Below are 14,696 nucleotides of genomic sequence, written 5' to 3' on the forward strand. Positions count from 1 at the left end.
GCTTACCTCTTACCGCCCGGCTCCGACGCATCCGACCCATGTCGCCACGGCGCCCGCCTCGGCTCTATTGCTCGGGCGGGAACCCCCACAACCGTCAAGCCATCCGGCACGTCACGCACAACACAGGCCGCCGCGCCAACCGAGCTATCTAGGCCAACCTTCAGCCCCTGAAGTACTACCGCACCCGTACCAACAAGCGCGCCCGAGCCAAGCTGGGATCCGCCGGAGACTGATGCATTTGGATTCACAGTTGCGTAGTCATCAAGGACCGAGTCGTGCCCGACGGTTACATTCAAATTGAGATGAACGTGTCGTCCCAAGCGAACGTTCGTTGTGATGACTGCACCCGCGCACACAATCACGCCAGGGCCGAACGTCACCCGATGCTGCCCCACGACCGCCCGCGGATGTACCAGGACGGGGGAGCGCCGCCCGAATCGAAAACCCCTCTGATCAAGCCGCCTCCGCACCTCACCGTTTCCGATTCCGATCACGTACTCGACCTCGTCCGGCAGTGCGTCCAACCGGTCAAGCGGCCCAAGCACGGTCAGACCTCTCTCGGCGACGAGATACTCGTCCCTCGGAGAGTCATCGAGGAATCCGATAACGTCAAATTTCGGAACTCCCCCCTTCTCCACCGCTGCGCTGTTGATCGCCTCCACGACGTCGTGAACTTCGCGACCGAAACCACCAGCGCCCAGAATGACCAGTGGAACGGTGCTCATGATCGTCGCTCCGGGGAGGTTGCAGCTACGCTGTCGGCAGTTCCCAGGAATTCGGGCATTGTCTCGGAATCATTAGCGGAGATTCCTCGCCTCGACACAACCGCGAGGATCGTGGCGAAGAGGACCTTCACGTCGGTGGCGAGACTCATAGTCTCGACGTACTCGACATCCGAGGCGAACTTCTCCTCCCAGGACAGAGCGTTACGTCCGCGCACCTGCGCAAGGCCCGTGAGGCCGGGCCGCACGTGATGCCGGCGTGCCTGGCTAGCGGTGTAGCGATCCATGTACGCGGGCAGGAGTGGCCTCGGTCCCACCAGACTCATGTCGCCTCGGAGTACGTTCCAAAGGCTCGGGAGCTCATCCAGACTCGTGCTGCGGAGGAAGCGACCGAGGTCGGTCATGCGCTCCGCGTCGGTTCCCGCCCCAGCGCGCATCGTCCGAAACTTCCTCAGCTCGAACAGTTCGCCGTCCCTGCCGGGGCGCAACTGCTGGAACAACACGGGCGAACCGAGCCGGCTACGCACGGTTAGGGCGACCACACCCATCACGGGCGCCGTGATGACCAGCGCCGTCCCGGAGGCCGCGATGTCGAGGAGACGCTTGACCGGGGGATAGAGCCCAGGCCAGGCAATCATGCTCGCTCCAGAAAGCGTACGAGGCCCTCGGCCACCCGCTGGATGTCATCTGGTTTGAGTGCCGAGCCGCTCGGCAGCGTGACCCCGCACGTGAACAACCGCTCCGCGGCGCCGACGGTGAGAGAGCGCGACTGCGCGAACACCGGCTGCAGGTGCATCGGCTTCCACAGTGGCCGAGACTCGATGTCCGCCGCGTCCAGAGCGGCACGGAGGTCCTTGGCTGTCCAGCGGGCCTCGGCCGGGTCGATCACGACGGCGGTGAGCCAGCAGTTGTCCGCGGCGTCGCCGTCGCGCTGAAACACGCGCACCCCGTCGACGCCGGCGAAGATTTCGACGTACTGCTCACGAACGGCTCGACGTCGGGCGATCATCCCGTCCAGCCGTTCCAGCTGGGCGATTCCGAGAGCCGCCAGCACGTTGCTCAGCCGATAGTTGTAGCCGATCTCGGTGTGCTCGTAGTGCGCTGCGGGCTGGCGGGCCTGCGTGCTCAGGTAGCGGATTCGAGCCGCCGTCGCTGCGTCGTCGGTGAGCAGCATCCCGCCACCGCTCGTCGTCATGATCTTGTTGCCGTTGAATGAGAGCGCCGCCATGACGCCGAAGGAGCCGGCCGGCCGGCCGGCGTGGCTGGCGCCCAGCGACTCCGCCGCGTCGGAGACGACCGGCACGCCGAAGCGTTCACAGATCGGCAGCAGCCGGCTGTAGTCGGCGCACCGGCCGAGCAGATCGACGGGCACGACCGCGGCGACGGTGGCGCCCTCCGCCTGAAGCTGCGCGAGCGCACGCTCCAGCAGGTCCGGATCGAGGTTGCCGGTCTGCTCCTCGCAGTCGACGAAAAATGGCTCGGCACCGGTGTAGGCAACGGCGTTCGCGGTCGCCGCGAAGGTCATGGTCGGCACGATGACAATGGTTCCGGGCCGGGCGCCGACCTCCAACAGGGCGAGGTGCAGCGCGGCAGTACCGGAGGAGAGGGCGACCGCATGCTGCCGGCCACAACGCTCCGCGATGGCCGCTTCGAACGCGTCGACCATCGGCCCCAAGGGCGCGATCCACCCTGAGCGGACGGCTTCCACGACCAGCTCTTCTTCGCGCTTTCCCACGTCCGGGGAGGACAGCAAGATCCGAGAGGTGGGCGCCGGCGTGGTGGTCACTGCTGTCCTGCGATCTGGACCAGGCGGGTCTCGATGGCGTCCACCTGGAGGACATCCTCCAGCGGCGGGAACGGGCGCTGCAGCCAGGCCTCCAGGTCGCCCTCGACCGAGGGGACCGGCACATGGCTGATCAGCGGGTGCACGGGACGGCTGTCGAGCTCCTCCCGACCGAACAGCTCCTCGTGGAGCTTCTCCCCCGGCCGCAGCCCGGTGTACCGGATCTGGATCGGACGACCCTCCATGGCGATGAGCTGTGCCGCGACGTCGGCGATCCGTACCGGCTCGCCCATGTCGAGGACGAGCGCCTCGCCTCCGGTCCCGACGGCGCCGGCCTGGATGACGAGTTCGACGGCCTCGGGGATGGTCATGAAGAAGCGGGTGACAGCCGGATCGGTGACGGTGACCGGCCCGCCGCGCGCGATCTGCGCCGCGAAGGTCTCCAGCACCGAGCCCCGGCTGCCCAGCACGTTGCCGAAGCGCACCGACAGGAACCGGCCCTCGCTCCGCTGGGCGTAGGTGGCGGTGAGCCGCTCGGCCATGCGCTTGGTGCGGCCCAGCACGTTGACCGGGTCGGCGGCCTTGTCGGTCGAGACGTTGATGAAGTGGCTGACCCCCACCGACACCGCAGCCTCGAGCACGTTCCGGGTGCCGAGGACGTTCGTCTTCCAGCCCTCGCCCGGGTACTGCTCGAGCATGTTGACGTGCTTGAGCGCAGCCGCATGGAAGACGACGTCGGGCATCCGGCGGAAGAAGAGCTCGCGGAGCGCGTCGCCATCGCGGATGTCGGCCAGGATCACCTCGGGCAGGTGGAGTTGCGCCTCGCCGTGAATGCTCAGGCTGACCGCGTGCAGCGCCGACTCGTCGCGATCGAGCATCATCAGCTCGGCCGGCCCGAAGCCGTGGATCTGCCGGCACAGTTCGGAACCGATGGAGCCGCCGGCGCCGGTGACGAGCACCCGCTTGCCCTTGAGGTAGCCCGCGATCTCGCCGATGTTGGTCTGGATCTGGTGGCGCCCGAGCAGGTCGGCGATGTCGATGTCGCGGATGTCGCGGATGCCGATGCGCGAGGTCAGCAGGTCGGACAGCGTCGGCAGCACCTTGACGGTGAGCCCGGCGTCCGTGGCGCGCTGGGAGATGTCGCGGACCAGCGCCGAATCAGCCGAGGGAAGCGCGAGCACCAGCACCTCGGCATCAGTGGCGATGGCGGCGGCGCGGATCTGATCGCGTCCACCGAGCATCCGGACGCCCCGGATGCGCACATGCCGCTTCACGGGGTCGTCGTCGAGCAGACCGACCGGGACGTACGGGCTCGCCGGGTCAGCCAGCATGGAGCGGATCAGCTGATCACCGGCGTTGCCCGCCCCGAAGACCAGCGTCGGCTGGCCCTGGCGCGGGCGAACCGCGCCCTCGCGCTGGCTGCGGATCGCCAGCCGGTAGGTCGTCATCACCACGAAGGCCAGGACGGACCCGATCAAGGGCACCGACAGCGGCACGAGCCGAGGGAGCCCTGCCACCAGGGCGAGCCCGAACCCGACGAGTCCGCCGACGGCCACGGCCGCCGCGAGCGCCTTGAACTCGTCCGCCCCGCCGACCGCGTAGCGCCCCTGGTGCAGCCGAAGCGCGACCGAGGCCAGCAGGAAGGCGACTGCCGCGGCCGCGGTGACGGCCAGCAGGCCGGCGAAGCGCACACGGTCGAGGTCACCGTCGTAGCGAGCGGCGACCACCAGGATGTAGCCGGCCTGCAGCGAGAACAGGTCGGCCACCACCATGGCGAGGCGCGCGAGCTTGAAGAACGCTCCAGAACGCGGGATCACCGTGCGGGCCTCCAGTTCATGGGCCGGCCGACAGCACGTCGGCGCGGGGATTCGGGGATGCAGGGACAACGGACCAACCGGTCTCGGGTGACGGTGGTGTCCGCCGCTTTCCGGCGACTCAGGACGACATGCCCCCGGCGCCCGGAGGCTCCGTCGTGGTTGCCGGGTCGAGCGGAGCGTGCCGGCGGCGTCCGATCCGCCGCCCGCGCTCCCGCTTCGGCTCGGCGACGGGCACCCGGCCGGGATCCGCCGCGTAGCCGTAGCCGTAGCCGTAGCCGCGGGCGATGGCGGCCGACTGCGGCACGCGGTTGAGCACGACCCCCAGCAACTTGGCGTCGATCCGCGCCAGTACGTTCGCCGCTTCGGCGAGCTGATCGCGCCGCGTTGCTCCGTGACGCGTGGTGATCAGGCAGCCGTCGGCCGCCACGCTCAGTACGGCGGCGTCGGTGACCGGCAGCAGCGGTGGGGTGTCGACGATGACGAAGTCGTGCTCGTCGCGGAGCACCTGCAGCAGGGAACGCATGTGCTCCGAGCCGAGCAGCTCGCTGGGATTGGGAGGCATGGGCCCGGCCGCCAGCACCGAGAGCTTGCCGTCGCCCCAGGGCTGCGCGACCTCGCTCAGGTCAGCGGTGCCGGCCAGGACGTTGGAGAGGCCTGCTCCCCCGACGAGCCCCATGTAGCGAGTGACCCGCGGACGGCGCAGGTCCGCCTCCACGAGGATGACCCGGCTGCCGGACTGCGCCAGTGCCGTCGCGAGGTTGACCGCCAGCGTGGACTTGCCCTCGCCCGGGACGGAGCTGGTGACGACGATGACCTTGGGCGGGTTGTCCACGTTGAGGAACTGCAGGTTCGTGCGGATGGCGCGGAACGACTCAGACGAGAGGGAGTGCCCGTCGCGCGAGGTGACGACGTGCTGGTCGTCGAGCTTCGGGTCCTCCAGGACAGTGCCGATCACGCCGGCGCCGCTGAGGGTCTGCACGTCGTCGGCGGTCTTCACCGTGTTGTCCAGCCGGCTGCGGAGCAGAGCGAGGCCGAGACCGACGAGGAGGCCCAGGACGGCACCCAACGCGAGGTTGCGATTCACGCCCGGACTCACTGGGTTCTCGTTGACCTCCGGCTCTTCCACGGTGGTGACCCGGACCGCAGTGACGTCCTCTTCGAGCTCGGTCACACGGTCGCTGAACCGACGGCCGAGCTCCGCAGCGATGGCCTGGGCGCGCGCTGCCGACGTATCGGTGACCGTGACCTCGATCATGGTTGAGTCGGGCAGCACCCGAGCAGAAACCTTGCCGGCCACCTGCGCCGGGGAAAGGTCCAGGTCCAGCTCGTCGATCACCTCGCCGGCGAGTGACTTGCCGGTGAGCAGCGGGGTGTACGTGTTGATCCGCTGCTGCGAGAAGAGGTTGCCCTGGTAGGCCGCGGACGTGTCCGGAGCACCGGCCACAGCAACGACCAGCCGAGTCGAGGACGAGTAGAGCGGGGTGGCGAGCCAGCTCAGCGTGCCGGCCAGAGCGAGGCCGACCAGCACCCCCGTGACGAGCAACCACCAGCCAGAACGCACCGCCTGCAGTACGTCCTTCAGGTCCAACAGAGCCCCCGCTCGCACATGCAGACCCGCCCCCGGTGTCGAGCCTGCTCATCTCCTCGCACGTCACAGCGTGTTTCGAGGCAGGGGAACGGTACCTGTACGAACCAGTCTTTTTGAAGGGTCGAACTCGGCAGCTTCACCCTGCACGGGGACATCGGAAGCGCACGGTTGCGCGGGTCGAGCGACCCGCCCGCACGGCGCTCATTCAGGGTGGTCGACTGACTACGTGCTGCAATCACGTCATGCGGTTGCTCTTCGTCTGCACCGGCAACGTCTGCCGGTCGCCTGTGGCCGAACGCACAGCACGGGCCCTGCTCGACGCGACGCTCGGGGCCTCGGCGGCGGCCATCGGCACCGCGAGCGCCGGCACCCGCGCTGTCGTCGGTGCTCCGGTCCACCCCCTCGCCGCAACTGCGCTCGTCGAGCTGGGCGGCGAGTCCGAGGGCTTCTCCGCTCGGCAGCTCACCGCCGACGACGTCCGCAGCTCGGACCTCGTCCTCACGATGACGCGCAGGCACCGGGACGCCGTCCTGCTCCTCGCTCCCGGTGCCCTCCGCCGGACTTTCACCCTCGCCGAGGCGGCGGCACTCCTGAGCCGGGTGGCCCCCCGACCCCCCGGCGGCCACCCGCGGCCCTCCCTCGTCGACGCCTTGAACGCGGAGCGGGCACTCCGGACCGGAACCGCCCGCGAGGAAGACGACATCGCCGATCCGATCGGTCTCGATGCTGCCGGCCACCGGGCGACCGCCCGTCGCATCCAGGCAGCTGTCGAGCCGCTGGTCGAGGCGCTCTGCGGCTGGAGTGATGCGCCTGGAGCGACGGCGCTCGATCTCGCACCGCTGCCGGCGCCGCCCGCAGCGCTCTTCAGGAGCTGACCGACCTCGCCTCGTGCGGGTCACCAGCCGGCGCACCGGAGGTCCGCTGCGCCTCCCGGGCCGCCATCCGCTCCCGCTGCGGGACGACGACGTACTTCGGGTCCTTGGTGCTGGCGATGCCGGCCTCGAAGACGCCGAAGCGGGTGAGCAGCGAGCCGGCCGCCAATAGCGCGCCTGACGCAACGGCACCCCAGCGCCGGCGCCCGCCGAGCACGGCCAGCCCGAGGCCACCGGCGGTGCACGCCCGGGCCGCGCGCATGAACTGGCCGGGCCGGCCCTCGTGGTACGGCTCGGCCAGGATGCTGTCGCTGCCCTCGACGCCGCGCAGCGCGGCCAGTTCGATGCCGGCGCCGAGGATCGCCATCTTGCGCGCGGGCTCCGCCTCACCGACCGGCGTGAAGGCCATGCAGATGCCGCCGCCGGCCGCCATCGCCGAGCCACCGAAGACGAACGGCAGCTTGGTGTGGAACTCGTGCCACGACGGCACCGCGGTGTTGGCCAGCAGCACGCCGGTGTAGGTGGCCAGCGGCCCGCCGAACACCGCGGCCACCGCGCCGCCGAAGCGCTTGAGCTTCGGGAACCAGCCCAGCAGCTCCACCGCCGCCGTCGCCCCGGCCGCCGCGCTGAACGGCGCCAGGATGTAGGTGCCGACCGACAGCGGCGAGGTCACCTTGAACACCCGCAGCATGTGCAGGAAGCGCTCGGGCCGCCCGAGGTCGTGGATCAGGAAGACCACCGACAGGATCGAGCCGCCGCCCGCGGTGAGCCGCGCGGTGCGGGTCAGCGCCGGGCGGCCGGTGACGTCGGCCAGCGCCCCGAGGATCGCCGAGGACCCGGCCGCCCCGCCCAGGAACAGGTAGAGCGGGACGTCGGGGCTCTTCCACACCGGCGTCTTGACGATCTGCCGGCCGTAGTACGAGGTGAACTCGACGTCGTCGACCATCGCGACCTCGCCGCGACCGCGCCCGCCGCCGCGCTTCCGGCGCTTCCGCGTCGTCTGCTGGGTCGCCGGGCCCCGGTCGGCCTGCCGCCACCCGGCACCCGGGCTGGTGATCCCGCCGGTCATCGAGGCCGCCGCGAGCCGACGATCGCGGTCACCGCGACCCCGACCATCATCAGCGCCGCCTTGCCGGCCGCCTTCCACATGGCCGGCAGGTCGCGGGTGGTCACGATCGGGTCCGGCGGCAGGCCGTAGACCTCCGGCTCGTCGAGTAGCAGGAAGAACGCGCCCACCCCGCCGACGCCGTCGCTCTCGTCCCGGCCGTACAGCCGCGCCGTCTCCACGCCCTGGTCCTGGAGCGTGGCCAGCCGCGCATCGGCACGGGCCTGGAGCTCGTCGAGGTCGCCGAACTGGATCGACTGCGTGGGGCAGGCGGTGGCGCACGCCGGCATCAGCCCGTCGGTCAGCCGGTCGTAGCACATCGTGCACTTGAAGACCCGGCCGTCGTCCTTGCGCTGGTCGATGACGCCGTAGGGGCAGGAGGCCACGCAGTAGCCGCAGCCGTTGCAGATGTCCTGCTGCACGACGACGGTGCCGAACTCGGTCCGGAACAGCGCCCCGGTCGGGCAGACGTCGAGGCAGCCGGCGTGCGTGCAGTGCTTGCAGACGTCGGAGCTCATCAGCCAGCGCACCTGCTTGTCCGCGCCGCTCTGGCCGGTCTGCGGGTCGAACTCGCTCAGCGCCTCGGCGTTGAGCACGCTGGCCTGCGCCGTCGCGGTGGAGTTCAGGTCACCGGTGTCCGGTGCCGGCATCCCGTGGGCGTGCGGCCGGTCGTCGCCGGGCCGCCCGAACGACGGCATCGGCAGGTCGACGGCGCGGCTCTGCTCGATGAACGCCACGTGCCGCCAGGAGTTCGCGCCCAGCTGGCCGGTGTTGTCGTAGGACATCCCGGAGAGGTCGCCGAGGGCGTCCCGCACGCCGTGCGAGTCGTCCATCGGGAGGGTGTTCCACTCCTTGCAGGCCACCTCGCACGCCTTGCAGCCGATGCACACCGAGGTGTCGGTGAAGAAGCCGACCCGCTTCGGGTGCTCGGGCTCGTACCCGGACTGCTCGGTGACGTCGGGCACCGGGCCGTAGAGCCGGTTGCCGGGGTCGCGGCCGGTGAACGCCGCGCTCACGGAGCTGATCGAGGTCATGCCGCTCCCTCCCTCACATCGTCCTCCCTCACCGCAACGCGTCCACCCTCACCGCACACCGTGAGGGAGGACGCGCCACGATCAGGGAACCTGATCCCAGCTCGGATCACGAACCCTCCTGCTGGCCGTCCATGGGCGCCACCCGGGGCGCGCCGCCGTTCCGGGTGACCCGGCCCGAGTCCACGCCGGCCCGGCGCCGGTAGGACTCCACGTACTCGAGCAGCTCCGGCCCGCGGGGGCGGCGCCCGGGCACGATGTCGCAGGAGCTGACCTTCGACTCCTGGATGTGGGTGTTCGAGTCGAGCACGATGCCCAGCAGGTCGTTGGCGGCGTCGCCGGTGGAGATGCCCGCGTAGGACCAGTGGTAGGGCATGCCGATCTGGTGGACGACGGTGCCGTTGCGCAGCTTGATCGGCCGCACCCGCTCGGTGACCAGCACCTTCGCCTCGATCGCCGTCCGGGCGCTGATCAGCGTCGCGTACTCGCCGTTGGAGAGGCCGCGCAGCCGCGCCAGCTCCGGGCTGACCTCCACGAAGAACTCCGGCTGGAGCTCCGAGAGGTAGGGCAGCGTGCGGCTCATGGCCCCGGCGGTGTGGTGCTCGGTGAGCCGGTAGGTGGTCACCTGGAACGGGAAGACCTCGCTCTGCGCGGGGTTCTCCCGGTTCCACGGCCCCTCGATGTGCTCCATCGTCGGGTTGGCCTGCTGGGAGTAGAAGGCGTTCTCGACGACGGACTCCGCCGGCTCGTAGTGCGTGGGCAGCGGCCCGTCGACCAGCCCGGCCGGCGCGTACAGCCACGCCTTGCCGTCGCCCTGCATGACGAACGGGTCCGTCCCGGCGAGCGCGTCCTGCGCCTTGGCGCCCTCGGGCGGCTCGTAGTCCGGGCGCTTGTTCCTCTCGAAGTCCGGCACGTCCTTGCCGGTCCACTCGCCGGCGTCCTCGTCCCACCAGACGTAGGCCTTGCGCTCGCTCCACGGCTTGCCCTCGGGGTCGGCCGAGGCGCGGTTGTAGAGCATCCGGCGGTTGAGCGGCCACGCCCAGCCCCACTCCGAGGCGACGGCGCCCTGCTCCTTCGCCGGCTTGCGGCGGGCGGCCTGGTTGACCCCGTCGGCGTAGACGCCGCAGTAGATCCAGCAGCCACCGCTGGTCGAGCCGTCGTCCTTCATCTGCAGGTAGGAGTTCAGCAGTTGCCCGTCCGGCCCGAACCCGTTGATCTCGCGCAGGACGGCCGCCGCGTCGGGATCCTGGGTCTCGCCCTCGACCGGGTAGTCCCAGGTGAGGTCGAGCAGCGGCCGGTCGCGCGGATCGGGAGAGTCCTTCAGCCGGTCCCGCAGGATCCGGCCCAGGTGGTAGAAGAACCACAGGTCGCTGCGGGCGTCGTTCGGCGGCTCGACCGCCTTGTGCCGCCACTGCAGCACGCGCTGGGTCTGGGTGAAGGTGCCCTCCTTCTCCACGTGCGTCGCCGCGGGCATGAAGAAGACCTCGGTGCCGACGGTGTCCGGCGAGAGCTCGCCGGTCTCGTGCTCCGGGCCCTCCTTCCAGAAGGTCGCCGACTCGATCATCTGGAGGTCGCGGACGACGAGCCAGTCGAGGTTGGCCAGCCCGAACCGGTTCATCCGGCTGTTCGGGTGGCCGACGCCGGGGTTCTCGCCGACCAGGAAGTAGCCGGACACCTTGCCGGCGATCATGTCGGCGATCGTCTGGTACGAGCTGTGGTCGCCGTTGATCTTGGGCAGGTAGTCGAAGGCGAAGTCGTTCTCCGCCGTCGCGTTCTCGCCCCACCAGGCCTTGAGCAGGCTGGTCATGTAGGCGCGCTTGTTGCCCCAGAAGCCGGCCTTGCCGGCCGCGTCGGCGACGTACTCGTCCAGCGTGCCGTGCTGGTCGGCGTGCGGCATCGGCAGGTAGCCGGGCAGCAGGTTGAACAGCGTCGGGACGTCGGTGGAGCCCTGGATGCTGGCGTGCCCGCGCAGCGCCATGATCCCGCCGCCGGGCCGGCCGATGTTGCCCAGCAGCGTCTGCAGGATCGAGCAGGTGCGGATGTACTGCGCGCCCACGCTGTGCTGCGTCCAGCCGACCGAGTACACCCACGCCGTCGTCCGGTCGCGGTTGCTGTTCGAGGTGACCCACTGGGCGACCTGCTCGAACACCTCGGGCTCGATGCCGCAGACCTCGGACACCATCTCCGGGGTGTAGCGGGCGAAGTGCCGCTTGAGGATCTGGAACACCGAGCGCGGGTGCTGCAGCGTCTCGTCCCGGTGCGGCTTGCTCGGGATCGGCGGGCCACCGCTGCCGGCCGCCTGGCCGCGGTCGGACGCCTTGACCTCGGGGGCGTCCTCCTCGTGCTCCTGCTCGGCCGCCTCGGCCGGCTGCTCGGTGGCGGCGTCCTGCTCGCCCGGGTCGTAGGACCACGAGGTCTCGTCGTAGATGTTGTTCTCGGCGTCGAAGCCGGAGAACAGGCCGTCGAGGTCCTCGGTGTCGACGAACTCGTCGTTCACCAGCGCCGCGGCGTTGGTGTAGGCGACGACGTAGTCCTTGAAGTACAGCTCGTTGTCCAGGACGTACTTGATCAGCCCGCCGAGGAACGCGATGTCGGTGCCGATGCGCAGCGGCACGTGCAGGTCGGCGATCGCGCTGGTGCGGGTGAAGCGCGGGTCGATGTGGATGACCTTGGCGCCGCGTGCCTTGGCCTCACCCACCCACTGGAAGCCCACCGGGTGGCACTCGGCCATGTTCGAACCCTCGATGACGATGCAGTCGGAGTTCGCCAGGTCTTCCAGGAAGTTGGTCGCGCCACCACGGCCGAACGAGGCACCCAGACCGGGCACCGTGGAGGAGTGCTATATCCGGGCCTGGTTCTCGATCTGGATCGCGCCCAGGGCGCTGTAGAGCTTCTTCATGAGGTAGTTCTCCTCGTTGTCGAGGGTCGCCCCTCCGAGGCTCGCTATCCCCATCGTCCGATTGACTCTGCGACGGTTGTCCGCTGGTCCGTCCTCGACCTGCCAGCCCTTCTCGCGGGCGGCCAGCACGCGGTCGGCGATCATCTCCATCGCCGTGTCGAGGTCGAGGTCCTCCCACTCCGTCCCGTACGGACGGCGGTACCGGACCGTGGTGACCCGCGACGGGCTGGTGACCAACTGCTTGCTCGCGCTGCCCTTCGGGCACAGCCGGCCGCGGTTGATCGGCGAGTTCGGGTCGCCCTCGATCTGGACGATCTTCTCGTCCTTCACGTACACGTTCTGCGCGCAGCCGACGGCGCAGTACGGGCAGACGCTCTTCACGACCTTGTCGGCCGTGGCCGTGCGCGACACCGTCGCGTCGGTCGCCTTGCTGCGCGCGGCGCTTCCGCGCCCGAACGGATCCGCGCCGGTGAGCTGCCGGTAGACCGGCCAGCTGTCGAGCCACGTCTTCACCCCGGCCATGCTGCCACCGGATCCGGCGCTCGGCGCGACGACGGCGCACGGCTGTTCAGGGGCGAGGGCGATCCAGCAGGAGGACGGGGTCATCCTGCCGGTCGGCCCCCACGGTCAGCCGCGTCCGGTGACGTCGCATCGGCCCAGTCGACGACCTCGTCGTCCCGGTAGGGGAAGGCCCGCTCTTCCTCCATGCGGACGACCTTCGCCGATGCACCGAGGAAGACGGCGGCGCCGAACGCGAGCAGGACCCACGCCAGCGAGATCCCGAGCCACATCCACCAGGGCATCGCGCACCTCCATGTGCCGATGCGCGCACGATCTCGCCGCTCCGCGCGCTCGACAAGAGGCTTTCGTCCGCCTCGCGCCCCGTCCGACGAGTTCCCGAACCGGGCGGTACCGTGCCGCACGTGGCAAGGCAGCCGGACCGGCCCGGATTCTTCAGCGGGCTCCCGCTCCCCAGCCGCACCGAGGGCATCGTCATCGCGGTGCTCCTCCTGCTGACGGCGATCGCCGTCGGCATCGCCGCGTGGGTGGCGAGCAACCGGACGCCGCCGGAGTTCGAGCCGCCGGCGAACGCCGCCGCCACGGAGCGCACCACCCCGCCGGCCGGCACGACCGCCCCGCGCAGCAGCGCGCCCGCGGAGTCGTCGGACGCACCGGTGCTCGCCTTCTACGGCGACCGGTTCACCGCCGGTACCCAGCAGGGCGGTCTCGGCCCGGCCGGCTGGCCGGCGATCGTGACCGAGCGGCTCGGCGCCGAGAGCACGGAGCCGCACGCGCTCACCGACGCGGGGTACGTCGCCACGTCGAGCTTCGGGGACGCCACCTTCGTCTCGCTCGCCGAGCTGCGGCCCGAACCCGACGCGGACGTCACCGTCGTCTTCGGCAGCCGGAACGACTACGAGGCGACGCCGGCGCAGATCACCGCCGCCGCCACCCGCACCTTCGAGATCATCCGCGCCGCCGCCCCGCAGACCCGGCTGCTCGTGATCGGGCCCGCGTGGACCGACGCCGCCGTCCCCTCGGAGCTGCCCCCCGTGCGCGACGCCGTCCGCGAGGCCGCCGCCGCGGCGGACGTCCCCTTCATCGACCCTCTGGTCGGCCGCTGGTTCTTCGACGGCGTCGGCCTCATCGGCCGCGACGCGATCAGCCCGACCGACGCCGGGCACGCCTACCTCGCCGACCTCATCGAGCCGCTGGTCCGCGACCTGCTCGCCGCGGCCCCGGCGACGGCCACCGGCACGCGCTGACCTCGTCCGTCAGGTCGGCCGACCGGTCCCGGCCACCCACCTGCGGTCAGGCGGCGTCCTCGTCGGCGAACCACCGGTCCCCGTCGAAGACACGCCCCTCGCCCTCCCGCTGATCGGCCCGCCGCATCGCCCGGCCCACGACGAGCCCCACGGCCGCTGACAACGGCAGCCAGGCAGCGAGCAGCCACATCCACCACGACACGTCGATCCCCCAGCCGTTCCCCCGGCGTCCGTGGTGACGCCTCGGCTACTCCAGATTACGGAGGGTCGCGGACAATTGCAGAACGAGAACGGGCGGAAGTGAGGGGGCCGTCGTGCGACCCCCTCACCGGCCGGCCGGGCTACTTCTTGCCCGACCCCTTGCTCGCCGACGCGAACGAGCTCACGCACTCGCCCTGGTTGCGGAACTCGGGCTTCGTGCTGGTCTTCCAGCCGCCCCCCTTGCAGTCGTTCTTGCCCTCCAGGACGACGTGCTCCGCGAACGTGTAGCGGGTGCCGGCGAAGGTGATCGCGGTCAGCACGCCGTCGCCCTTGACGCCGGAGCCCAGGGAGAAGCCGAAGGCGGTGACGTCGGCCTCTGAGAAGGCGGTGCTCCACTGCGCGAGCGTGCCGTGCCACGCGCTCCCGGAGCCTCCGCCCGTGACGGGTGCGCCGTCCTTGACGAACGTCTTGGCAGCGGTGTTCAGCCACCAGTCGGCGCCGTACACGCCGGGCTCGCCGACGAGGATGCCGTCGTTGCTGCCGTCGCCGTCGAAGTCGATCACCAACTGGAAGCCGGGAACCCCGCCGCCGCTGGTGTTGGTGTACTCGAGGGTCGGCTCCCCGACCTCAGCCAGGGGCGTGCTGGTGGCGACGTACTCGGCGACCTTGTCGGTGCTGGTCGCGTTCTCCGTCCAGAGGCGCAGACCCGTGCCCACGAGTTCGTAATGGCCGGTGGCCCGGGTGTCCGACAGGGCCGGGACGAAGTCCTCCGGGACGTGGATCGTCCCGGCGTCGGCGGCGTGCGCCGGCCCCCCGGTCAGCAGTCCCAGCCCGAGCGCCATCGCGCCCACCATGCCCATGCGTCGTCTCATGTTCCGTCCCTCTGTCATCGCGCGCCGACCCGGTCGGTGA

The 14,696-nt window shown here is 70.4% G+C and carries 14 protein-coding genes; 2 read left to right on the top strand and 12 right to left on the bottom strand.

All coding sequences use genetic code 11. The annotated features are described in order from the left end of the window. Positions 1-2: 2 nt before the first annotated feature. From CRP29_RS23785 to CRP29_RS04855, 5 genes are all read right to left on the bottom strand, one after another. Entirely contained in the window at positions 3-725 is a 723-nt protein-coding gene (locus CRP29_RS23785) for an acetyltransferase (protein WP_097193844.1), read from the bottom strand. Further along, complete coding sequence (locus CRP29_RS04840; RefSeq protein WP_097193845.1) at positions 722-1,360, bottom strand: sugar transferase; 639 nt, start codon at positions 1,358-1,360, stop codon at positions 722-724. Before CRP29_RS04840 ends, CRP29_RS23785 begins: the two co-directional genes overlap by 4 nt. Then, complete coding sequence (locus tag CRP29_RS04845; RefSeq protein WP_217991447.1) at positions 1,357-2,508, bottom strand: DegT/DnrJ/EryC1/StrS family aminotransferase; 1,152 nt, start codon at positions 2,506-2,508, stop codon at positions 1,357-1,359. Before CRP29_RS04845 ends, CRP29_RS04840 begins: the two co-directional genes overlap by 4 nt. Then, positions 2,505-4,322, bottom strand: a complete 1,818-nt coding sequence (locus CRP29_RS04850; RefSeq protein ID WP_245852442.1) for a polysaccharide biosynthesis protein — start codon at positions 4,320-4,322, stop codon at positions 2,505-2,507. Before CRP29_RS04850 ends, CRP29_RS04845 begins: the two co-directional genes overlap by 4 nt. A gap of 118 nt (positions 4,323-4,440) precedes the next feature. Beyond that, a complete protein-coding gene (locus tag CRP29_RS04855) occupies positions 4,441-5,928 on the bottom strand; it encodes a tyrosine-protein kinase domain-containing protein (RefSeq protein WP_097193846.1) in 1,488 nt (495 codons plus the stop codon). Between the two features lie 224 nt (positions 5,929-6,152). Here CRP29_RS04855 and CRP29_RS04860 point away from each other — a divergent pair, with 224 nt between their 5' ends. Continuing rightward, positions 6,153-6,785, top strand: a complete 633-nt coding sequence (locus CRP29_RS04860) for an arsenate reductase/protein-tyrosine-phosphatase family protein (RefSeq protein ID WP_097193847.1) — start codon at positions 6,153-6,155, stop codon at positions 6,783-6,785. On the opposite strand, the gene nrfD is transcribed toward CRP29_RS04860, so the two are convergent. The 5 genes from nrfD to CRP29_RS04885 form a co-directional block, all read right to left on the bottom strand. Then, a complete protein-coding gene (gene nrfD, locus CRP29_RS04865; RefSeq protein ID WP_097193848.1) occupies positions 6,775-7,851 on the bottom strand; it encodes an NrfD/PsrC family molybdoenzyme membrane anchor subunit in 1,077 nt (358 codons plus the stop codon). The genes CRP29_RS04860 and nrfD overlap by 11 nt on opposite strands. Then, positions 7,848-8,921: a 4Fe-4S dicluster domain-containing protein gene (locus CRP29_RS04870; protein WP_097193849.1), complete on the bottom strand. Its 1,074-nt coding sequence runs from the start codon at positions 8,919-8,921 to the stop codon at positions 7,848-7,850. Before CRP29_RS04870 ends, nrfD begins: the two co-directional genes overlap by 4 nt. A 106-nt stretch (positions 8,922-9,027) precedes the next feature. Continuing rightward, positions 9,028-11,745: a formate dehydrogenase gene (gene fdh, locus CRP29_RS04875; protein WP_097193850.1), complete on the bottom strand. Its 2,718-nt coding sequence runs from the start codon at positions 11,743-11,745 to the stop codon at positions 9,028-9,030. Positions 11,746-11,757: 12 nt separating this feature from the next. Then, positions 11,758-12,330 (bottom strand): dehydrogenase, encoded by a 573-nt coding sequence (locus CRP29_RS23875; protein WP_097194119.1) that lies wholly within the window; start codon positions 12,328-12,330, stop codon positions 11,758-11,760. A gap of 89 nt (positions 12,331-12,419) precedes the next feature. Next, positions 12,420-12,620, bottom strand: coding sequence for a hypothetical protein (locus CRP29_RS04885; protein ID WP_097193851.1), 201 nt, complete (start codon positions 12,618-12,620; stop codon positions 12,420-12,422). 120 nt (positions 12,621-12,740) lie between these two features. Between CRP29_RS04885 and CRP29_RS04890 the strand changes: the two genes are divergently transcribed. Beyond that, a complete protein-coding gene (locus CRP29_RS04890; protein ID WP_097193852.1) occupies positions 12,741-13,583 on the top strand; it encodes an SGNH/GDSL hydrolase family protein in 843 nt (280 codons plus the stop codon). Between the two features lie 46 nt (positions 13,584-13,629). On the opposite strand, the gene CRP29_RS22600 is transcribed toward CRP29_RS04890, so the two are convergent. Both CRP29_RS22600 and CRP29_RS04895 read right to left on the bottom strand, forming a co-directional pair. Beyond that, on the bottom strand, positions 13,630-13,785 hold the full coding sequence (locus CRP29_RS22600) for a hypothetical protein (RefSeq protein WP_176522820.1): 156 nt from the start codon (positions 13,783-13,785) through the stop codon (positions 13,630-13,632). Between the two features lie 139 nt (positions 13,786-13,924). Beyond that, positions 13,925-14,656, bottom strand: coding sequence for a hypothetical protein (locus tag CRP29_RS04895; protein WP_141437055.1), 732 nt, complete (start codon positions 14,654-14,656; stop codon positions 13,925-13,927). Positions 14,657-14,696: the final 40 nt, after the last annotated feature.

Source organism: Blastococcus aggregatus, from assembly GCF_900221005.1.
Classification (GTDB): Bacteria; Actinomycetota; Actinomycetes; order Mycobacteriales; family Geodermatophilaceae; genus Blastococcus; species Blastococcus aggregatus.